Source organism: Pseudomonas sp. DWRC2-2 (assembly GCF_049897885.1).
In the GTDB taxonomy this organism is placed as follows: domain Bacteria; phylum Pseudomonadota; class Gammaproteobacteria; order Pseudomonadales; family Pseudomonadaceae; genus Aquipseudomonas; species Aquipseudomonas azotoformans_A.
Genome location: NZ_JAFCXD010000001.1, coordinates 863,598 through 883,512, shown reverse-complemented (window position 1 = coordinate 883,512; position 19,915 = coordinate 863,598). Strand labels below are relative to the sequence as shown.

Sequence of the window (19,915 nt, the reverse complement as noted above, 5' to 3'; positions counted from 1 at the left end):
AGTGCGAATCTGTTTCAGCGGTGAGTTGCAATCCAGATCAACAACCCCGCCTGAAACACCGTAAATGCCACCAGACAGGTGATGGTAAAGCGCAATCCGCTGTCCTCACGCTTGAACTTGGTGACCTTTTCCTCTTCCTTGCGCAGCTTCACTTCCTGCTCTGCCAGGTTCTGTTCTGCCTGTTGCAGCATCTGCGCCGCTTCCAGGATTTCTACGAACTGCACCTTCTCGGTGTTCCAGCTGTCCAGCACATCACTGACCTTGCCCGGCTGCACGTTACCCTTGAGGTGCTGCACATCGGCGTAAGCCACATCAAAACCCTGGATGCGCAGGAAGTGATCGCGGCGCAGGCGGGTGGCTTCGTTCAGTGCATCTTTGTTGGCCAGGTCAACGCCGTCGACGCGGTAGTGCGACCATTTCTTTTTCGCCCAGGCAGCGCCTTGGGCCACCAGGAAGCGCCCGATGCCACGGTTGGCCGGTTCGATCTCCAGGCTGTTGCCAGGGCCGAAGTGCACGCGGTGCGTGTCGTGGTCAACCCAGATATCCAGGTGATTCTGTTCACGGCGCACGCGTTGGCCGGGCAACTGGATGACCATGCGCAGCAGGCTGTGGTGTTTGTCGTTGCGCTCGGCATAGCCGAACTGCACGAAGCGCAAAGGCCGCACGCCCGTGGCGCGGTCGGTGGCCAGGGGCGCCAGGCGCAGCATCTTGAAATGCTCAGCCTGGACATCCGCCCACGGCAGGGGCGCCGCGTCGACGGCCTCGGTTTTGTCTGCCGGGGTGTCGGCGGTGGATTCCGGTGTTGCTTCAGTGGTTGTCATGCGGCGCGATCCTGTCCAAGCCCTGCGAGTCGACAGTCTTTTTACTGTCGACTCTGGGCTTATCGGCCGCTTTGCCCAGGACTGGAGGCAAATTGTCGCTTAACGGGGTTGAAGTCCGTCGATAAAGCGCACCAGGCGGTTGCCCAGCTCGGCGGCGAGGGGCAGTTGCGGGTCGTTGTAGGAGGCCAATTGCTGCTTCACATCGTTGGGCACGATGCGCATCACGTGGTTCATGCCCTCGATCACCGCAAGCTGAGCGTCGGGCTTGGCCTTTTTCAGTTGCTGGGCATCGCCGACGCCGACCTGGATATCGTTGGTGCCCTGAATGATCAGTGCCGGCATGTTCAATTTGGCAAAGGCTGCCGACGGATCGGCACGAAACAGGCTGATCAGATATGGCTGCACACTGGGTCGGAAAATGCCTTCCAGCGGGCCAGGCACATCCGCATCCACTTGGCCGGCCTTGAGGTGATCGAGGATTTGGTTACTGCGCAGCAGCAGGGCAGGGGGCAGGTGATCGGCCAACTGTTGGCGGATCACTTGATCCACCGGGCGCGCACTGCCAGACAACGAGACCACGCCCGCCGGGTCCAGTTGCGGCGCGGCGAGGGCGGCCACCAGCGCACCTTCGCTGTGGCCCAGCACAATCAGCGGGCCCATGCGTTTGTCGGCCTTGAGCAGTTTGCCCCAGGCCACGGCGTCGGCGACGTAGGCGTCGAGGGTCAGGTTGCGTTCGTCGGGGGTGGCCGCCAGGCTGGCCGCGACGCCGCGCTTGTCGTAGCGCACGCTGGCGATGTTATGCCGCGCCAGCACCCAGGCCAGGCGCTTGAGGCTGTCATTGCGCGCACCGTCGGCGCTGTTGCCATTGCGGTCGGTGGGCCCGGAACCGGCGATAATCAACACCACCGGCACGGTTTTGTCGGATTTAGGCAACAAGAGTGAGCCAAACAGCTCGCCGCTGCCGGTGTCCAGGCTGATAGGCCGTTGCAACACCACGGGGGAGGCGGCGAAGCCCAGGCTGGAAAACAGGGTGAGGGTCAAAAGCAGAACTCGCAGCATCATCGCGCCATCATTGGGAAGGTGCCGGTTGGACCAAGGTCTACCGCTAAGGTTTCGAGGATGAACTACTCGGTTAGCCTGCGTATACTGGCCGCCTTAAGTTATTACGGTTGACTTGATTCAACTGATTTCACGGAGCGCCCTGCATGTCCGGCAATACCTTCGGCAAGCTGTTCACTGTCACCACCGCGGGCGAAAGCCATGGCCCGGCGTTGGTCGCCATTGTCGACGGCTGCCCGCCCGGCCTCGAGCTGTCCCTGGAAGACCTGCAGCGTGACCTCGACCGCCGCAAGCCCGGCACCAGCCGCCACACCACCCAGCGCCAGGAGCCCGATGAAGTCGAGATCCTCTCCGGCGTGTTCGAAGGCCGCACCACCGGTTGCGCCATCGGCCTGCTGATCCGCAACACTGACCAGAAGTCCAAGGACTATTCGGCGATCAAGGACCTGTTCCGCCCGGCCCACGCCGACTACACCTATCACCACAAATACGGCGAGCGCGACTACCGTGGCGGCGGCCGCAGCTCGGCGCGCGAAACCGCGATGCGCGTGGCGGCCGGTGCCATCGCCAAGAAATACCTGGCGACCCAAGGCATTGTGATCCGTGGCTACATGAGCCAGCTGGGCCCGATTGAAATCCCGTTCAAGACCTGGGACAGCGTCGAAGACAACGCGTTTTTCAGCCCCGACCCGGACAAAGTGCCGGAACTGGAAGCCTATATGGACCAGTTGCGCCGTGACCAGGACTCCGTCGGCGCCAAGATCACCGTGGTCGCCGAAGGCGTGAAGCCCGGCCTGGGCGAACCGATCTTCGATCGCCTCGACGCTGAACTGGCCCATGCGCTGATGAGCATCAACGCGGTGAAAGGTGTGGAAATCGGCGCTGGTTTCGCCTGCGTGTCCCAGCGCGGCACCGAGCACCGCGACGAACTGACCCCGGAAGGTTTTCTCAGCAACAACGCGGGCGGCATCCTCGGTGGCATTTCTTCCGGTCAACCGATTGTGGCGCACCTGGCACTCAAGGCGACGTCGAGCATCACCACGCCGGGCCGTTCGATTGATGTGCACGGCAACCCGGTGGACGTGATCACCAAGGGTCGCCACGATCCGTGCGTCGGCATCCGGGCCACGCCGATTGCCGAAGCGATGATGGCCATCGTGTTGATGGACCACCTGCTGCGCAACCGTGGGCAGAATGCCGATGTTCACGTGAGTACGCCGGTGCTGGGCCAGCTGTGACGGTTCGGCTGTGACAGCCCTTCCGTACTGGCGCCTCTCCAGCTTCTACCTCTTCTACTTCGCCCTCCTGGGTGCAACCGCACCCTTCCTGGCGCTGTACTTCGACCATTTGGGCTTCTCCAGCGCGCGCATCGGCGAGCTGGTGGCCATCCCTATGCTGATGCGCTGCGTGGCGCCCAACCTGTGGGGCTGGCTGGGTGACTACACTGGCCGGCGCCTGGCCATCGTCCGTTTTGGCGCGGTGTGCACCCTGGCGAGTTTTTCGCTGATCTTCATCAGCCATACCTACGCCTGGCTGGCCCTGGTCATGGCCCTGCATGCGTTCTTCTGGCATGCGGTACTGCCGCAGTTTGAAGTCATCACCCTGGCGCACCTGCAAAAACAAACCTCGCGCTACAGCCAGATCCGCCTGTGGGGTTCCATCGGCTTCATTCTCACCGTGGTGATCATGGGCCGCCTGTTCGACTGGCTGAGCCTGGACATCTACCCGGTGGTGGTCGTGGTGATCATGGCCGGCATCATCGGTGCCAGCCTGTGGGTGCCGAATGCGCAACCTGCCAGCCACGGCAATCGACTGGCGGGCGAGGGCTTCCTCAAACAATTGCGTAGCCCTGGCGTCCTGGCGTTTTATGCCTGCGTGGCGCTGATGCAGATGAGCCATGGCCCGTATTACACCTTTCTCACCCTGCACCTTGAACATTTGGGCTACAGCCGCGGTGTGATCGGGATGTTGTGGGCGTTGGGCGTGGTGGCGGAGGTGCTGATGTTCCTGGCCATGAGCCGCATCCTTTCGCGCTTTTCGGTACGCCGGGTGCTGCTGGCGAGTTTCCTGCTGGCGGCGCTGCGCTGGCTGCTGCTGGGCTCATTTGCCGAGTTTTTCTGGGTGCTGTTGCTGGCGCAGGTGATGCACGCCGCTACCTTTGGCAGTTTCCATGCGGCGGCGATTGCCTTTGTGCAGCGCAGTTTCGGCGACAAGCAACAAGGCCAGGGCCAGGCGCTGTATGCCGCGTTGGCCGGCACCGGTGGCGCATTGGGCGCCCTGTATTCGGGCTACAGTTGGAACCTGTTGGGGCCGACCCTGACCTTCAGCATCGCCAGCGTCGCCGCCCTGGCAGCCGCCGTTATCATCGGTTTTCGATTGCAAGAGCAGAACCAAGGAACCCTTCAATGAGTTATGTCGCTGTCTACTCCGTCGCTACACCGGATACGCCGAACAAGGTCCTGACCCATTTTGACGACATCGCCGCCACCCTGGCCGAGCAGGGCGTGCGTTTTGAGCGCTGGCAGCCCGGCCCGGTCGAGAAGGGCGCCAGCGATGGCGAGTTGATTGCCGCCTGTCAGGCGCAGATTGATCAGCTCGGCTACCGCGCAGCCGAGGTGATGAGGGATGCCGGCGACCCCGCGCAGAACGCCGAATTACGTGGGCAGTTTCTCGATGAGCGGCGCTACAGCGAAGACGATGCGCGTTTTTTCCTTGCCGGCCAGGGCCTGTTCGCACTGCACATTGGCGATTACGTATACGCCCTACGTTGCGAGAAAAACGACCTGCTGGTGATCCCGGCCGGTATGGCGCATTGGTTCGACATGGGTGAAAACCCGCACTTCGTGGCGTTGCGTTTATACAACACCGAGAAAGGGTGGGTGCCCGAGTTCACCGGTGACGATATCGCCCGGCGTTTTCCCGGATTGGATGATTAATCGCGAGCTATCAGAAACTTCAACCCCCGCATGTTGGAAGTTGTTGTGGGAATAAACTTAAGCTTATGTAGGGTCTTGCTGTTTATTCTCGTGGGTGCGCCTTAATCTCACGCCTTATGTAACTCTCTTCGGCAATAACGTTTATATCATCCGTCAATAGGAGGAATCCGAAGGGTGATAGGGCGTCAGCCAATAATAAAGGAGAGAAACTCATGAGAGGCCCAAGGGAATCGTTTCTGGCGCCGTATACGGTGCCCAACGCTGTCAGGCGGCGCATTAATCTGGCGGGCAAGAGCCTGACGCGCACGGAGCTGGAAATACTGCGTTGGGCCTCGGAAGGCAAGACCGTGTGGGAGATCAGCCAGATACGCGCCACGTCCGAAGCCACGGTGAAATTCCACCTGCGCAATATCTACGGCAAGTTGGAAGTCAGTAACCGCGTCCAGGCAATGAATGAAGCGGCGCGCAAGGGGCTTTGCTGAATGCATGAAAAAAGGGCCGCGACACCCGTGCGTGTCGCGGCCCTTTTCTTTGTCAGGTACTTAAGCCGAATGGTAAGTCGGCAGGGCAAAGCGGTTCTGGCTTTGCAGCATCGAAATCTGTGGCAGGTCGCTGGCTTGTTCGGCCAGGTCGCGGCGGATGGCACTGATCACCCAAGTCAATTGATCGGCCGTGTGCAACTGCTGGTACGAGATCGAACGCTTGACCTGTTTGCCTTCGCTATTACGCAGGGTCAACAGGATGCCACCGTCGGGACGTGGCTGGGTGGTGACGTCGTAGTTGGAGAATACTGAAGCGAATTTATCTTGGATCAGGCTCATGTCTATCAGCTCCGTTGGCTCAAGTTGGCAAGCATGGAGTGATAGGTGCAGTGATTGTGCCAGCTCTTGGTTTTATAAAATATCGTTATAAATCAATAAGATATAAAAAATTCAGATTTTCGATTTCGTGCAATTTGCATGAATGGCCATCATGCATCCTGCATTTTGCGTGGCCCGGCGGGGTCGAAAGGGTCCGCCATTACTCCTACAGACTGCCCTGGCGTCGCTGAATTCCTTTTTTCGGCGGTCGTTCATCGGGATACAAAACTTTTCAAATCCTGCGTGTACAGCCGAAGAGAGGCTGACGTACTTTCCTGCGAGGTTTACGAAGAATAAGAAAAAGGATGTTCCCATGAGCCAATCGCCAAACGACATGATTACCTGGGGCATGATGCTGCGTAAGGTGCCCGCCATTGTTCGCGCCCTGCCACGGGTCGTGCGCGGCATGCGTGCCGCCAACGTTACCGACCCTCAGCAGCCCTGCGGCCTGGGCTGGCACTTCGAGCAAGCCACCCAGCGCAATCCGGATGGCGCCGCATTGTTGTACGCCGACCGCGTGCTCAGCTACACCGAGGCCAACCGATCCGCCAACCGCATCGCCCACCACTTGCAGGCCCAGGGCATCCGCAAGGGTGATGTAGTGGCGATGTTTATCGAAAACCGTCCCGAGTTGCTGCTGAACGTACTGGCCGTGGCCAAGCTGGGCGGCATCTGCGCCATGCTCAATACGGCGCAGACCCAAGCGGCGCTGGTGCACAGCCTGAACCTGGTGAGCCCGGTGGCGATTGTAGTGGGCGCAGAGTTGGTGGCTGCCTATGATGCCGTACGCGATCAAGTGGACATTCCCACTGCACGGTCCTGGTTTATCCCGGAGCCGCAGGCCGTTGTGACGCCTGAGGGTTATGTCGACCTGATGGCCGCCAGCGCCGACGCCCCGGTGGATAACCCGGTCAGCAGCGCGCAGATCTTCTTCAACGATCCCTGCTTCTATATCTACACCTCTGGTACCACCGGCTTGCCCAAGGCCGGCATCATGAAACATGGCCGCTGGACCAAGACCGCCGTCAGCTTCGGCAGCATCGCCCTGGACATGGGCCCGGACGACGTCCTCTATTGCACCTTGCCGCTTTACCACGCCACCGGCCTTTGCGTGTGCTGGGGCTCGGCGATTGTCGGGGCGTCAGGGTTCGCCATCCGGCGCAAGTTCAGCGCCAGCCAATTCTGGGATGACGCTCGCCGCTTCAAGGCGACCACCCTCGGTTATGTCGGCGAATTGTGTCGTTACCTGCTCGATCAACCCGCCAACCCCAACGACCGCGATCACCGCGTGACCAAGATGGTCGGCAATGGCCTGCGTCCCGGCGTGTGGGCGCAGTTCAAGGCGCGGTATGGGGTTGAGCATGTCTGCGAGTTGTATGCAGCCAGCGACGGCAACATCGGCTTCACCAACGTATTGAACTTCGACAATACCGTCGGCTTTTGCCTGCAGCACTGGGCGTTGGTGGACTACGCCCACGACACCGGCGAGCCGATTCGTGGCCGCGATGGCTTCATGCACAAAGTGAAGACTGGCGGGCAAGGTTTGCTGCTGGCCAGGATCGATGAAAAGTCGCCCTATGATGGCTACACCGACCCGGAAAAAAACCGCAAGGTGATCCTCACCGACGTATTCGAGAAAGGCGACCGCTACTTCAATACCGGCGATCTGGTGCGCAGCATCGGCTTCGGTCATGCGCAGTTCGTCGACCGCCTGGGGGATACCTACCGCTGGAAGGGTGAAAACGTCTCCACCACCGAGGTGGAGAACGTGTTGCTGCAACATCCGCAGATCGCTGAAGTGGTGGCCTACGGTGTGGAAATCGAAAACACCAACGGCCGCGCCGGAATGGTTGCCATCACCCCGAGCGAATCGCTGGCCTCGTTGGATATGCGCGAGTTGCTGCAATTCGCCCACGGCCAGTTGCCGCATTACGCGGTGCCGCTGTTCCTGCGCATCAAGGTCAAGATGGAGACCACCGGCACGTTCAAATACCAAAAGGTGAAACTCAAGGAGGAGGCATTCGATCCGCAGAGGGCAGGCAATGACCCGGTCTATGCCTGGTTGCCAGGTTCGGACTGCTATGTGCCGGTCACTGGACAGCTATTGGCGCAGATCCAGGGCGGACACTTTCGCTATTAGGCCGGGCTATTGAATATGCCTATGGAGGCTTTTGACAAAAAAGCCATGACAGGTGGGAACTCCCTCGCGACACTGGGCGCCATATAGAGGACCAGACAAGGAGCCCCACATGTCAGACCAAGCCAAACAAATGACCGATGACGAAGCCGCAGAATTTGCCGAACAGGTGTTCGACGTCGCCCGCAAAGGCGACGCCGCCATGCTTGCCGCGCTGCTGGCCAAGGGCTTGCCAGCCAACTTTCGTAATCACAATGGCGACACCTTGCTGATGCTCGCGGCCTATCACGGTCATGTCGAGGCAGTAAAAGTGTTGCTGGAGTTCAAGGCTGACCCGCTGATTGCCAACGACAAGAACCAGCTGCCAATGGCTGGCGCGGCGTTCAAAGGCAACCTGGAGGTAGTCAAGGCACTGATCGAAGGCGGTGTGCCAGTGGACGCGTCGTCCTCCGATGGCCGTACGGCACTGATGATGGCCGCGATGTTCAACCGCGTGGAAATGCTCGACTACCTGCTCGGCCAGGGCGCCGATCCCAAGGCCGCTGACGCCCAAGGCGCAACCGCGTTGGCGGCGGCACACACCATGGGCGCGGTGGATACGGCGGCGAAATTGCAAAAACTGGTGTAAGTCGGAGGAGGCGAATCACTGGTTACAGTAGCTTTGCCCAAACATACCAAGTGAATACACCGGTCATTTGCAGTCTTGAATAACAGTAGTAAGCGATAAGCCAGCGTTTCAAAACAATAGGGATCGCGGCGAGCTCCTCTTCGGTGATCTCGCCGCGTTTGATCATTTTTTTGGGCCAGACGACATAGTCAATGATGGCGCTTAATCGGAATGACTCATTCATGAATGTGTTCCACCACCAGAACTTTTTTTCTTCCTGTACTTCACGGTTGTTGGGGAAGTAACTTTCCAATTCTTCGAGTCTCCACTTACGTAGATACCAATGGAGTGCACAGTCCAGTACCAAAGCGGGAACTATTACGAGAACGACGACTTTTTCCCATGTCATGACCATCAGTCTTTTGCCTCATAAAGGATGTCCCCGAATTCCTCGCCCACCGAGCCTCCGACACTGCCCCCCGCCAATCCACCCGCGACCCCTCCAATGATTGCGCAACCTAGCGCACCTAACCCACGCTTTCGTATTTTCAGTGAAATACACAGCTTGCTGGCCGCCTTTGACGTAAAGGTTCCCGCTGCTGCAGCTAATGCGGTACCCGCAACCAAGCGGCCCGTTTCTATATATTTAGCTCTTTCACACAGCGCCTCCCGTCCCTCCATACAAGCCTCCTTAATCGCCAACCCAGTCGCGCCGACATCCAGCGCCATTCCGATGTAAGTTCCTTTTCCCAAAAACTTAGAGGTTTCAGCTATCGCCCTGATGCGTTGCGTATAACCCACGATCTCGCGTTTGTGCAGGTAGCTCTTAGTCGAGATCCCTAGAATTTTCTTCAGCGACGTGTGCGAGCGTAGGCTGGTACCCAAGCGGGCGACGCCGTGTAGTTGAGCATCCAGTTTCTTGAACAAAGTCTGGCGCTGCTGGAGAAACGTCGCCCTCTCCAGCGTACCGTCCTTGAATCGTTGGTGAAGTTGTTCAATCTCGCTCAGTGTCTGCTTCATTTCGTCCAAATGCTGTGCCCACGCGGAGGTCGTGCTGCCTACGCCCAAGGAGCCATACCCCAACCAACTCTGAAGCAAGTCATAGTGACCAATGACTACCGTTCCCGCCGAAGCATCTTGGTCCAAACGGCGCCGTATCTCCTGTGCGTGGCGCATCAGCCGCGCATCATCGGCAGTACAGGCCACACCATATTCTTGCGGGATAATCACCATCTGCCCTGGCGTGACCAGGCCATGACGCAGATGCAGGTTCAGTGCATCGAACTTTTCACTCAACGCTCGACTTGATCCGGGTAACAAGCGCGACTTCAAACTGAGCAAGTCGGTGGTGTACTGATTGATATACGCTTGGGCCATGCGCTCTGTCCTTAGACGAACAAACATGGCCACGGACTATAAGTAGCTGAAGGCGCAATAAATCAGCGTGTTGGAATTTCGGAATTGGACTACGCATGCACCTGAACAGGTCCTACAATTGCGCGAAGTTGTTGTACAGGGTAGCCGGTGTTATCTTCCCGGCCCCAATTCAGCCCGCCACAGGACCACACCCATGAAAACCGCCCTCGTCGAACTCATCAGCAAAATCAGCGCGGGTGTCATGAGCGAGGACGAAGTGGCGCGCATTGCCGATGAAGCGGCCCAGGCCTACGCGGACCCTGCGGCGTTTCTGGCGGCCAACCCGGATATCAACTACGACGACAGCTTCCCGATTCCGTTGGGCGAGTGGGTCGTCGTCGGCAGCCTGCCGGAGACCGTGCTGTTCCAGGCCGACACCTATGGCGACCTGTTCGCGCAAATCGTTGCCTCGTTCGGTCCTGGCGTGGCGTTCAACCTCAAGCCCAAGCAGCTGGCGAAGACTGAGGACCTCACGGCGCTGAACCGCATCCAGATCCAGATGAGTGCCCTGAGCCCGGAAGATGGCGGCTATGTGCTGCTTAACTTCAGCCAACTGCTGGATGACGAGATCCAGGCCGTGCTGGTCTATGGCAACGACTTGCCGCGCGTGCTGGAACTGTGCGCCGAGGTGGGCATCAAGGGCGAGCCGTCCCTGGAAGCGCTGAAGATCGCCGTTCACGTCTGAAATAAAACGGAACCCCCACCAGGGCTGGCTATCCTACAAGTGCATGCCCCCACTTTAGGAGCGACACCATGGGTTCCACTTTTAATGGCTTGATCGGGCTGATCATCCTGGCCCTGGATATCTGGGCGATCATCAACGTGTTCAAAAGCGGCGCGAGCACGGGCGCCAAGGTGCTGTGGATTTTGCTGATCCTGCTGTTGCCGGTGCTGGGCTTGATCATTTGGGCAATCGCCGGGCCGCGCGGTAACGTGCGGATCTGACCCCGCAACGCTTAATCGATGTGGAAGAGGGGCAAGCCTTCTTCCACATTTTTTTGTGTCCAAATATTCGCTACACAGAATTTTCACACAGCGTTTTGGACAATTCCCTTCGCTTTGCTTCCTTGTAGGATAGGTCTGTCAAAGGCCTGGAAAAGCACCACAAAGACGTGTTTTCCCTCAGTAATCAATAGCGTTGATGGCATTCATCGGGCACCATTTGCGCCAACGCGCTAACCCCCCTGTTCCTACACGCTTGGGCGTGGGCAGGATGCCGCTGCAATATTTCGCAACTTAAACTTCCAATGGGTCCTAAAACGACATGGCAAACCCGGACGCCCTGAATCAGCAGCGCGCTTCAAATCGCTTGCTGCAACCGACCGTCAAATCCCATCTGGCGTACACGCTGCTCTGCGCACTGGTCATGATGGTGATGTTCTCCCTGCTGCGCCTCGCGCTGCTGGTGTACAACCGCGAAATGATCCTCGACACGCCGGCTTCGACCTTCCTGGAAGCGTTCGGCAATGGCACGCGCTTCGACATCCGCTTTGTGATGTACGCATTGGTTCCGCTGCTGCTGGCTCTGTTCAGCGTCCGCGCCATGGCTGCGCGTGGGTTCTTCCGTTTGTGGCTGACCGTCGCGTCCAGCATTGCCCTGTTCCTGGGCCTGATGGAAATGGACTTCTATCGCGAGTTCCACCAGCGCCTCAACGGCCTGGTCTTCCAGTATGTGAAGGAAGACCCGAAAACCGTGATGAGCATGCTCTGGTACGGTTTCCCGGTGGTGCGCTACCTGCTGGCCTGGGCCGTGGGTACGCTGATCCTGAGCATCGCCTTCAAAGGCGCCGACCGTGCAACGCGCCCGCGTGGCCCGTTCAGCGGTGGCAGCATCGGCACCCGCCAGGTGGCACCGTGGTACACCCGCATCGCGGTGTTCGTGGTCTGCCTGCTGGTCGCCGTGGTCGCCATTCGCGGCACCCTGCGCCAGGGCCCGCCGCTGCGTTGGGGTGATGTGTACACCACCGACTCGAACTTCGCCAACCAGTTGGGCCTCAATGGCACGCTGTCGTTGATCGGCGCGGCCAAGGCGCGTTTCTCCGAACACCGTGATAACACCTGGAAGGCCACGCTGGAGCAGCCGCTGGCAACCCAGACCGTGCGTGACATGCTGGTGCTGCCGACGGAAAAACTGGTGGATACCGACACCGCCGCCGTGCGCCGCGAGTTCACCCCGCCAGCCGAGAAAACCCTGCCAATCAAGAACGTCGTCGTGATCCTGATGGAAAGCTTCGCCGGTCACTCGGTCGGCGCCCTGGGGCGTCCGGGTAATATCACGCCGTACTTCGACAAACTGTCCAAGGAAGGTCTGCTGTTCGACCGCTTCTTCTCCAACGGCACGCACACCCACCAAGGCATGTTCGCCACCATGGCGTGCTTCCCGAACCTGCCAGCGTTCGAATACCTGATGCAGACCCCGGAAGGCAGCCACAAACTGTCGGGCCTGCCGCAGTTGCTCAGCGCGCGCAAGTTTGACGACGTGTATGTCTACAACGGCGACTTCGCCTGGGACAACCAGTCGGGCTTCTTCAGCAACCAGGGCATGACCAACTTCATCGGGCGTAACGACTTCGTCGACCCAGTGTTCTCCGATCCGACGTGGGGCGTATCCGATCAGGATATGTTCAACCGTGGCCTGGAAGAGTTGAAAGCCCGTGAAGGCGGCAAGCCGTTCTATGCCTTGCTGCAAACCCTGTCCAACCACACGCCGTATGCCTTGCCGACGCCATTGCCGGTGGAGAAGGTCACGGGCCGTGGCAGCCTCGACGAGCATTTGACGGCGATGCGCTACTCCGACTGGGCCCTGGGCCAGTTCTTTGAAAAGGCCCGCAAGGAACCGTACTTCAAGGAAACCCTGTTTGTGATCGTGGGCGACCATGGTTTTGGTAACGAGCAGCAAATTACTGAAATGGACCTGGGTCGCTTCAACGTGCCGATGCTGATGATTGCACCGGGCATGCAGGAGAAATTCGGCGAGCGTGACCACACCGTCGGTACGCAGATCGACATCGTGCCGACCATCATGGGCCGCCTCGGTGGCGAGACCCTGCACCAGTGCTGGGGCCGCGACCTGCTGAACCTGCCGGAAGGCGACAAGGGCTTTGGTGTGATCAAACCGTCGGGCAGCGATCAGACTGTAGCGCTGGTCACCGGCGATCGCATCCTGGTACTGCCGAAGGAGATGCCGCCGAAGCTGTGGGAATATGAACTGGGCGCCAACCCGACCGGTAAGGTGATTGCCGAATCACCGGACGAAGGTGCATTAAGGCAGAAACTGGAGTCGTTCCTGCAGACGGCGACCAAGAGCCTGTTGGATAACACCGCTGGCGTGGTTGACGGTAAACCGGACTAATTAACCGGCAATAAAAAAGAGGCCTTGAAAGGCCTCTTTTTTTGCCTGGCTTTTATATCCGGCCGAGCAACAACAGTACCAGCAGGACGACCAGTACGACACCCAGAATACCCGACGGGCCATAACCCCAGTTGCGCGAGTGAGGGAATACTGGCAGACCACCGACCAGCAGGAGGATCAGGATAATGATCAGAATGAGGCTCATGGTTTTTTTCCTTATTGGCCTTCTGCAAAGACCGGTTATTAACGATAGGCCCGCTAGTTGATTCACGAACGCCTTAACAACTCCGACTGTTGCCCACTGCGGAAAATTCAGTATTTTTTTAAAGCATTTTGCGCACGTGGTTATTTCTTTTAATGCGTTCGCAAATACGCATTGTTAGTTGAAAAATATTGAACTTAGGCTATACGCGAACCTGCGACCCGGCTGCCGGTTTGCCAGGGGCATTCATCATTCTGATGGTGGATGGGGGCAGAAAGAACCTTCGCTACACTGCCGGTCACTTCTTCCGTGAACCACAAGGCTACCTCCTATGCAAAATCGCATGATGATCACTGGCGCCGGGTCGGGCCTGGGCCGCGAAATCGCTTTGCGCTGGGCCCGTGAAGGATGGCAGTTGGCCTTGTCAGACGTCAGCGAACCTGGCTTGCAGGAAACGCTCAAGCTCGTACGCGAGGCGGGTGGCGACGGGTTTATCCAGCGTTGCGACGTGCGCGACTACAGCCAGCTCACCGCGTTTGCCCAGGCGTGCGAGGTGAAACTGGGTGGCATCGATGTGATCGTCAACAATGCCGGTGTTGCCTCCGGTGGGTTTTTTGCCGAACTGTCCCTGGAAGATTGGGACTGGCAGATCGCGATCAACCTGATGGGCGTAGTCAAGGGCTGCAAGGCGTTCCTGCCGCTGCTGGAAAAGAGCAAGGGCCGCATTATCAACATCGCGTCCATGGCGGCGCTGATGCAGGGTCCGGCGATGAGCAACTACAACGTGGCCAAGGCCGGCGTGGTCGCACTGTCGGAAAGCCTGCTGGTGGAACTCAAGCACCAGGAAGTCGGCGTGCACGTGGTATGCCCGTCATTCTTCCAGACCAACCTGTTGGATTCGTTCCGTGGGCCGACCCCGGCGATGAAGGCCCAGGTAGGCAAGTTGCTTGAGAGCTCGCCGATTTCTGCGGCGGACATTGCCGACTACATCTACCAGCGCGTGGCAGAAGGCGAGTTCATGATCTTGCCCCATGAACAAGGGCGGATGGCGTGGGCGTTGAAGCAGAAGAACCCGCAGTTGCTCTATGACGAGATGACCACCATGGCTGACAAAATGCGCGCTAAAGCGCAGGCGGCCAAGGGCTAGTCAGGTAGCAGTCTGTCAGGCAATTTACCTACGTTTGTAGGTGGTGCCTGTTTTTGCCGCAAGCCATTGCTGTGGTCCACCCCTGCGGGCATGGTCGAGGTCCTTTCACTGTTAAAAGGACAACCGCCATGCTGGTCTTAAGCCGCGCTGTAGGCGAAGTCATCTCCATCGGCGATGACATCGCCGTACACATCCTTGAGTTGAACGGTAACCAGGTGAAGTTCGGCGTTGAAGCGCCGGCCGGGGTGCATGTTCATCGCGCGGAGGTGTACCAGAAGATCCTCGAGCGCCAAGACGCCAGAACCCATCCGGTGCCTGTGCCCAACCCCTGAAAACCCGCTCAGTCGAACAGATGCTTGGGCACATCGTGCTTGAGCATCAACTGGCACTGCTCGCTTTCCGGGTCGAACACGATCAGTGCCTGGCCCTTGGTCAAGGCCTGGCGCACCCGCAATACGCGGGTTTCCAGGGGCGTGTCGTCGCCATTGTCGGTGCCGTCGCGGGTGACAAAATCTTCGATGAGGCGGGTCAGGGTGTCGACTTCAAGTGCGTCGTAGGGAATCAGCATACAAGCCTCGGGTGATGGATCCCGGCGATGCTACTGCGCCGGGACCCTGGTTGCCAGCCTCAGGACTTATTGCCCACCAGACTGTCCACCGACGGCACACGGGTGTCGCTCTCCATCTGCGTCTCGTGCTCGATCTGATGACTGAACCGATCCAGGGAGCCCTGGGCCGGCTGTGCATCGCTGGCGAACACCGGCGGGCTGAGGATGTAAGCGCCCAATAGACGACTCAACGCCGCGAGGCTGTCGATATGAGTGCGCTCGTAGCCGTGGGTCGCATCGCAACCGAACGCCAGCAAGGCCGTGCGGATATCGTGGCCGGCAGTGACCGCTGAATGTGCGTCACTGAAGTAATAGCGGAACAGGTCGCGACGCACTGGCAATTCGTTGTCAGATGCCAGGCGCAGCAGGTGCCGGGACAGGTGATAGTCATACGGCCCGCCGGAATCCTGCATCGCCACGCTCACCGCGTGCTCGCTGGAGTGCTGGCCGGGGGCGACGGGGGCGATATCGATGCCGACAAACTCACTGACGTCCCAGGGCAGGGCGGCCGCAGCACCGCTGCCGGTTTCTTCGGTGATGGTGAACAGCGGGTGGCAGTCGATCAGCAAGGGCTCGCCACTGTCGACAATGGCCTTGAGCGCCGCGAGCAGGGCGGCGACACCGGCTTTGTCATCCAAGTGGCGCGCGCTGATATGCCCGCTCTCAGTGAACTCGGGCAGCGGGTCGAAGGCCACGTAGTCACCGATGCCAATCCCCAAGGAATCGCAATCGGCGCGGGTCGCGCAGTACGCGTCGAGGCGCAACTCCACGTGGTCCCAGCTCACCGGCATTTCATCCACGGCGGTGTTGAAGGCATGCCCGGAGGCCATCAGCGGCAACACGCTGCCGCGGATCACGCCATTGTCGGTAAACAGGCTGACGCGGCTGCCTTCGGCAAAGCGGCTCGACCAGCAGCCCACCGGCGCCAGGCTCAGGCGGCCGTTGTCCTTGATCGCACGCACGGCGGCGCCGATGGTGTCCAGGTGCGCGGACACGGCGCGGTCGGGGCTGTTTTTTTGGCCTTTCAAGGTCGCGCGGATGGTGCCGCGACGAGTCATTTCAAAGGGAATGCCCAGCTCCTCAAGGCGTTCGGCGACGTAACGCACGATGGTGTCGGTAAACCCGGTGGGGCTGGGAATGGCGAGCATTTCCAGCAGGACTTTTTGCAGGTAATTCAGATCCGGTTCGGGGATGGTTCGGCTCATAAAGACTCCTGGGGGTCGGATCGTTCAGCTATGGGGGAACAGCAAATCCACAAATTTCTCCGCGGTAGGCTGCGGTTCATGATTGGCCAGGCCGGCCCGTTCGTTGGCTTCGATAAACACGTACTCGGGTTGATCGGCGGCGGGTACCATCAGGTCCAGGCCCACCATGGGGATGTCCAGGGCGCGGGCGGCGCGCACGGCGGCGTCCACCAGCGTCGGGTGGAGGATGGCGGTGACATCTTCCAGGCACCCGCCGGTGTGCAGGTTGGCGGTGCGGCGCACGGCCAGGGTCTGGCCACGGGGCAGGATGCTGCTGTAGTCGAAACCGGCGGCTTTCAGGGTGCGTTCGGTCTCGCCATCCAGGGGGATTTTGCTTTCGCCGTCGGTGGCAGCCTGACGGCGCCGGCTTTGGGCTTCGATCAGTGCACCGATGGAATGGTGGCCGTCACCGGTCACCTCGGCAGGGCGACGAATCGCAGCGGCGACCACCTCGAAACCGATCACCAGGATGCGCAGGTCCAACCCTTCGTGAAAGCTCTCCAACAGCACACGGCTGTCGAACTGCCGCGCCGCTTCAATGGCCTGCTGCACCTCTTCGATGCTCTGCAGGTCCACTGCCACGCCTTGGCCTTGCTCACCGTCCAGCGGCTTGACGACGATGCGCTGGTGTTCGTCGAGGAACTCCAGGTTGTCATCCGCGCTGCCCGCGAGTTGCTGTGAAGGCAGTTTCAAACCGGCAGCTTTCAGCACTTTGTGAGTCAGGCTTTTGTCCTGGCACAGGGTCATGCTGATGGCGCTGGTCAAGTCGCTCAGCGATTCACGGCAACGTACGCGACGCCCGCCGTGGCTCAGGGTGAACAAACCGGCATCGGCGTCATCCACTTGCACGTCGATGCCGCGCCGATGGGCTTCCTCGACAATGATCCGCGCATAGGGATTGAACCCCGCCTGCGGGCCCGGGCCGAGAAACAGCGGCTGGTTGATGCCGTTCTTGCGCTTGATCGCAAAGGTGGTCAGCGCGCGAAAGCCAAGCTTGGCGTAGAGGTTCTTGGCCTGACGGTTATCGTGCAATACCGACAAATCCAGATAGCTCAGGCCACGGCTCATGAAGTGCTCGACCAAATGGCGCACTAATACTTCGCCCACACCGGGCCGCGTGCATTGCGGGTCGACCGCCAGGCACCACAGGCTGCAACCGTTTTCCGGGTCGTGAAAGGCTTTTTGGTGATTCAGACCCATGACGCTGCCGATCACCGCGCCGCTGTCTTCGTCTTCCGCCAACCAATACACCGGGCCACCTTGATGGCGCGGCGTGAGGCGTTCTGCGTCGACCGGCAACATGCCGCGTCCCTGATACAACTGGTTCACCGCCAACCAATCCGCCTCGGTCTGCACCCGGCGAATGCGAAAGCCGCGGAACACGCGAGTGGCGGGGCGGTAGTCGGTGAACCACAGGCGCAGGGTGTCGGAAGGGTCGAGGAACAATTGCTGCGGGTCGATCCCCAGGATCTGCTGGGGCGCCGCGACGTAAAGCGCGATATCCCGCTCGCCCGCCTGCTCGTTGAGCAATTCCTGGGCGAGGCTGGCAGGGTCTGGAAAGGTATGACCGATCAACAACCGGCCCCAACCGCAATGCACGGCAATCGGTTCGGCCGCCAATGGGCTGCCATCTTCCGCCAGCCGGGCTTGCAGACGCTCGTATGACGGAGCCTGGCCCTTCAGCAAACGTTGGCTGTAAGCCGCTGCATGGGGTTTCATCAATCAGATTCCTTGTTCGCTGAGCCACAGGTTCAGCGCCGCCAGTTGCCACAGCTTGGAGCCGCGCAGCGGAGTCAATTGGCCTTGCGGGTCGGTGAGCAAACGGTCAAGCATCGCGGGGTTGAACAGGCCGCGATCCTGGCTCGGGTCGAGCAACAGTTCACGTACCCAGTTCAACGTGTCGCCCTGCAAATGTTTGAGGCCAGGTACCGGGAAGTAGCCTTTTTTGCGGTCGATGACCTCGCTTGGGATCACGCGGCGCGCGGCTTCTTTCAACACCTGTTTGCCGCCATCGGGCAGCTTGAACTTACCCGGCACCCGCGCGGAGAGTTCCACCAGGCGGTAATCGAGAAACGGCGTGCGCGCTTCCAGGCCCCAGGCCATGGTCATGTTGTCGACGCGTTTGACCGGGTCGTCCACCAGCATCACCGTGCTGTCCAGGCGCAGGGCCTTGTCCACCGCGGCATCGGCGCCCGGCATGGCGAAATGCTCGCGCACGAAGTCACCGGCGGCGTCATTGGCGGTCAGCCATTTTGGCGCGACAGTCGCCGCGTAATCGTCGTAGCTGCGGTCGAAAAACGCATCGCGATAGGCCGCGTACGGATCGCTGGCGCCGTCCACCTGCGGGTACCAGTGGTACCCGGCGAACAGCTCATCTGCGCCCTGGCCGCTCTGCACCACCTTGCAATGCTTGGCCACTTCCCGCGACAGCAGGTAGAAGGCGATGCAGTCGTGGCTGACCATCGGCTCGCTCATGGCACGGAAGGCGGCGGGCAGTTGCTCGATGATCTCGCTTTCGGCGATGCGCAACTGGTGGTGACGGGTGCCGTAATGCTTGGCGATCAGGTCGGAGTATTGGAACTCGTTGCCCGCTTCGCCGCCGGCGTCTTCGAAGCCGATGGAAAACGTCGACAAGTCTTGCACGCCGACTTCGCGCAGCAGGCCCACGAGCATGCTCGAATCGACACCGCCGGAGAGCAGCACGCCAACATCCACGGCGGCACGTTGGCGAATGGCCACGGCTTCGCGGGTGCTGTCGAGCACGCGATCGGTCCAGTCTTCCAGGGTCAGGTTTTTTTCGTCGTCGTGTGGGCCGTAGGGCAGGGTCCACCAGACTTTCTGCTCGGTCTTGCCGCTGGCGTCGATGCGCATCCAGCTGGCTGGCGGCATCTTTTCGATACCGGCCAGCAAGGTACGCGGCGCAGGCACCACGGCGTGGAAGTTCAGGTAATGGTTGAGGGCCACCGGATCGAGGATCGGGTTTATATCACCGCCCTTGAGCAGGGCCGGCAAGGCCGAGGCAAAGCGCAAACGCTGGCCGGTCCGCGACAGGTACAACGGCTTCACGCCAAGACGGTCACGGGCGATGAACAGACGCTGGGCATCACGCTCCCAGATGGCAAAGGCAAACATGCCGTTGAGCTTTGGCAGCAATGCCTCGCCCCAGGCGTGATAGCCCTTGAGCAGCACTTCGGTGTCGCCGCCGGAATAGAAGGCGTAGCCCAGGGCTTCCAGCTCTTCACGCAATTCCGGGAAGTTATAGATCGCGCCGTTGAAGGCCAATGACAGGCCGAGCTGCGAATCGACCATCGGTTGGGCCGAGCCGTCCGACAGGTCCATGATTTTCAGGCGCCGGTGGCCGAGTGCAATCGGCCCTTGGGCATGGAAACCCCAGGCGTCTGGGCCACGGGGAGCCAGGTGATGGGTGATGCGCTCAATGGCTGCCAGGTCGGCAGGTTGGGCATCGAAACGTAATTCTCCAGCTAATCCGCACATAAATTCCTTACCGGTTTTTCCGTTGGGGAGGG

The 19,915-nt window shown here is 59.9% G+C and carries 21 protein-coding genes; 11 read left to right on the top strand and 10 right to left on the bottom strand.

What is annotated here, in order from left to right; all coding sequences use genetic code 11:
- Nucleotides 1-14: 14 nt before the first annotated feature.
- Together ACP7EW_RS04355 and ACP7EW_RS04350 are read right to left on the bottom strand one after the other, a co-directional pair.
- Entirely contained in the window at nucleotides 15-821 is an 807-nt protein-coding gene (locus tag ACP7EW_RS04355) for a hypothetical protein (RefSeq protein ID WP_038847446.1), read from the bottom strand.
- Nucleotides 822-920: 99 nt separating this feature from the next.
- Entirely contained in the window at nucleotides 921-1,883 is a 963-nt protein-coding gene (locus ACP7EW_RS04350; RefSeq protein WP_426215541.1) for an alpha/beta hydrolase, read from the bottom strand.
- A 143-nt stretch (nucleotides 1,884-2,026) separates the two neighbouring features.
- On the opposite strand from ACP7EW_RS04350, the gene aroC reads away from it, so the two are divergent.
- The 4 genes from aroC (at nucleotide 2,027) to ACP7EW_RS04330 (ending at nucleotide 5,298) form a co-directional block, all read left to right on the top strand.
- The gene (gene aroC / locus ACP7EW_RS04345; RefSeq protein WP_426215539.1) at nucleotides 2,027-3,118 is read left to right on the top strand and encodes a chorismate synthase; all 1,092 of its coding nucleotides are present in this window, start codon (nucleotides 2,027-2,029) and stop codon (nucleotides 3,116-3,118) included.
- Nucleotides 3,119-3,128: 10 nt separating this feature from the next.
- Nucleotides 3,129-4,289, top strand: a complete 1,161-nt coding sequence (locus ACP7EW_RS04340; RefSeq protein WP_033900884.1) for an MFS transporter — start codon at nucleotides 3,129-3,131, stop codon at nucleotides 4,287-4,289.
- Entirely contained in the window at nucleotides 4,286-4,816 is a 531-nt protein-coding gene (locus tag ACP7EW_RS04335) for a 1,2-dihydroxy-3-keto-5-methylthiopentene dioxygenase (protein WP_426215536.1), read from the top strand. The genes ACP7EW_RS04340 and ACP7EW_RS04335 overlap by 4 nt, the downstream gene beginning before the upstream one ends.
- A 212-nt stretch (nucleotides 4,817-5,028) precedes the next feature.
- The gene (locus tag ACP7EW_RS04330; RefSeq protein WP_033900889.1) at nucleotides 5,029-5,298 is read left to right on the top strand and encodes a response regulator transcription factor; all 270 of its coding nucleotides are present in this window, start codon (nucleotides 5,029-5,031) and stop codon (nucleotides 5,296-5,298) included.
- A 60-nt stretch (nucleotides 5,299-5,358) separates the two neighbouring features.
- Here the strand turns inward: ACP7EW_RS04330 and ACP7EW_RS04325 are convergent, their stop codons facing one another.
- Entirely contained in the window at nucleotides 5,359-5,637 is a 279-nt protein-coding gene (locus ACP7EW_RS04325) for a DUF3509 domain-containing protein (protein WP_010208870.1), read from the bottom strand.
- Nucleotides 5,638-5,989: 352 nt separating this feature from the next.
- Here ACP7EW_RS04325 and ACP7EW_RS04320 point away from each other — a divergent pair, with 352 nt between their 5' ends.
- Nucleotides 5,990-7,816, top strand: a complete 1,827-nt coding sequence (locus tag ACP7EW_RS04320) for a long-chain-acyl-CoA synthetase (RefSeq protein ID WP_426215534.1) — start codon at nucleotides 5,990-5,992, stop codon at nucleotides 7,814-7,816.
- Between the two features lie 109 nt (nucleotides 7,817-7,925).
- Nucleotides 7,926-8,441: an ankyrin repeat domain-containing protein gene (locus ACP7EW_RS04315; protein WP_033900893.1), complete on the top strand. Its 516-nt coding sequence runs from the start codon at nucleotides 7,926-7,928 to the stop codon at nucleotides 8,439-8,441.
- 22 nt (nucleotides 8,442-8,463) lie between these two features.
- Here the strand turns inward: ACP7EW_RS04315 and ACP7EW_RS04310 are convergent, their stop codons facing one another.
- On the bottom strand, nucleotides 8,464-8,829 hold the full coding sequence (locus tag ACP7EW_RS04310; RefSeq protein ID WP_426215531.1) for a hypothetical protein: 366 nt from the start codon (nucleotides 8,827-8,829) through the stop codon (nucleotides 8,464-8,466).
- A 5-nt stretch (nucleotides 8,830-8,834) separates the two neighbouring features.
- Entirely contained in the window at nucleotides 8,835-9,797 is a 963-nt protein-coding gene (locus ACP7EW_RS04305; protein WP_426215530.1) for a hypothetical protein, read from the bottom strand.
- Between the two features lie 193 nt (nucleotides 9,798-9,990).
- Here ACP7EW_RS04305 and ACP7EW_RS04300 point away from each other — a divergent pair, with 193 nt between their 5' ends.
- The 3 genes from ACP7EW_RS04300 (at nucleotide 9,991) to ACP7EW_RS04290 (ending at nucleotide 13,188) form a co-directional block, all read left to right on the top strand.
- A complete protein-coding gene (locus tag ACP7EW_RS04300) occupies nucleotides 9,991-10,521 on the top strand; it encodes a hypothetical protein (RefSeq protein ID WP_269131509.1) in 531 nt (176 codons plus the stop codon).
- A 68-nt stretch (nucleotides 10,522-10,589) separates the two neighbouring features.
- Entirely contained in the window at nucleotides 10,590-10,781 is a 192-nt protein-coding gene (locus tag ACP7EW_RS04295; RefSeq protein WP_003172956.1) for a PLDc N-terminal domain-containing protein, read from the top strand.
- 319 nt (nucleotides 10,782-11,100) lie between these two features.
- A complete protein-coding gene (locus ACP7EW_RS04290) occupies nucleotides 11,101-13,188 on the top strand; it encodes an LTA synthase family protein (protein WP_178950768.1) in 2,088 nt (695 codons plus the stop codon).
- Between the two features lie 52 nt (nucleotides 13,189-13,240).
- Here ACP7EW_RS04290 and ACP7EW_RS04285 read toward each other — a convergent pair whose 3' ends face one another.
- Nucleotides 13,241-13,393, bottom strand: a complete 153-nt coding sequence (locus tag ACP7EW_RS04285) for a DUF3309 family protein (RefSeq protein WP_015885095.1) — start codon at nucleotides 13,391-13,393, stop codon at nucleotides 13,241-13,243.
- Nucleotides 13,394-13,721: 328 nt separating this feature from the next.
- On the opposite strand from ACP7EW_RS04285, the gene ACP7EW_RS04280 reads away from it, so the two are divergent.
- Both ACP7EW_RS04280 and csrA read left to right on the top strand, forming a co-directional pair.
- Entirely contained in the window at nucleotides 13,722-14,537 is an 816-nt protein-coding gene (locus tag ACP7EW_RS04280; RefSeq protein WP_033900899.1) for an SDR family oxidoreductase, read from the top strand.
- A 128-nt stretch (nucleotides 14,538-14,665) separates the two neighbouring features.
- The gene (gene csrA / locus ACP7EW_RS04275; protein ID WP_038847428.1) at nucleotides 14,666-14,869 is read left to right on the top strand and encodes a carbon storage regulator CsrA; all 204 of its coding nucleotides are present in this window, start codon (nucleotides 14,666-14,668) and stop codon (nucleotides 14,867-14,869) included.
- 8 nt (nucleotides 14,870-14,877) lie between these two features.
- On the opposite strand, the gene ACP7EW_RS04270 is transcribed toward csrA, so the two are convergent.
- From ACP7EW_RS04270 to ACP7EW_RS04255, 4 genes are read right to left on the bottom strand one after another with little or no spacing between them, the layout of a single operon-like run.
- Entirely contained in the window at nucleotides 14,878-15,105 is a 228-nt protein-coding gene (locus tag ACP7EW_RS04270) for a YheU family protein (protein ID WP_003192759.1), read from the bottom strand.
- A 59-nt stretch (nucleotides 15,106-15,164) separates the two neighbouring features.
- Nucleotides 15,165-16,349 carry an osmoprotectant NAGGN system M42 family peptidase gene (locus tag ACP7EW_RS04265; RefSeq protein ID WP_010208883.1) on the bottom strand — a complete coding sequence of 395 codons (1,185 nt, stop codon included), beginning with the start codon at nucleotides 16,347-16,349 and terminating at the stop codon, nucleotides 15,165-15,167.
- Nucleotides 16,350-16,373: 24 nt separating this feature from the next.
- Nucleotides 16,374-18,107, bottom strand: a complete 1,734-nt coding sequence (gene ngg, locus ACP7EW_RS04260; RefSeq protein ID WP_426215526.1) for an N-acetylglutaminylglutamine synthetase — start codon at nucleotides 18,105-18,107, stop codon at nucleotides 16,374-16,376.
- A gap of 3 nt (nucleotides 18,108-18,110) precedes the next feature.
- Nucleotides 18,111-19,883: an N-acetylglutaminylglutamine amidotransferase gene (locus tag ACP7EW_RS04255; RefSeq protein ID WP_177076440.1), complete on the bottom strand. Its 1,773-nt coding sequence runs from the start codon at nucleotides 19,881-19,883 to the stop codon at nucleotides 18,111-18,113.
- Nucleotides 19,884-19,915 lie beyond the last annotated feature (32 nt).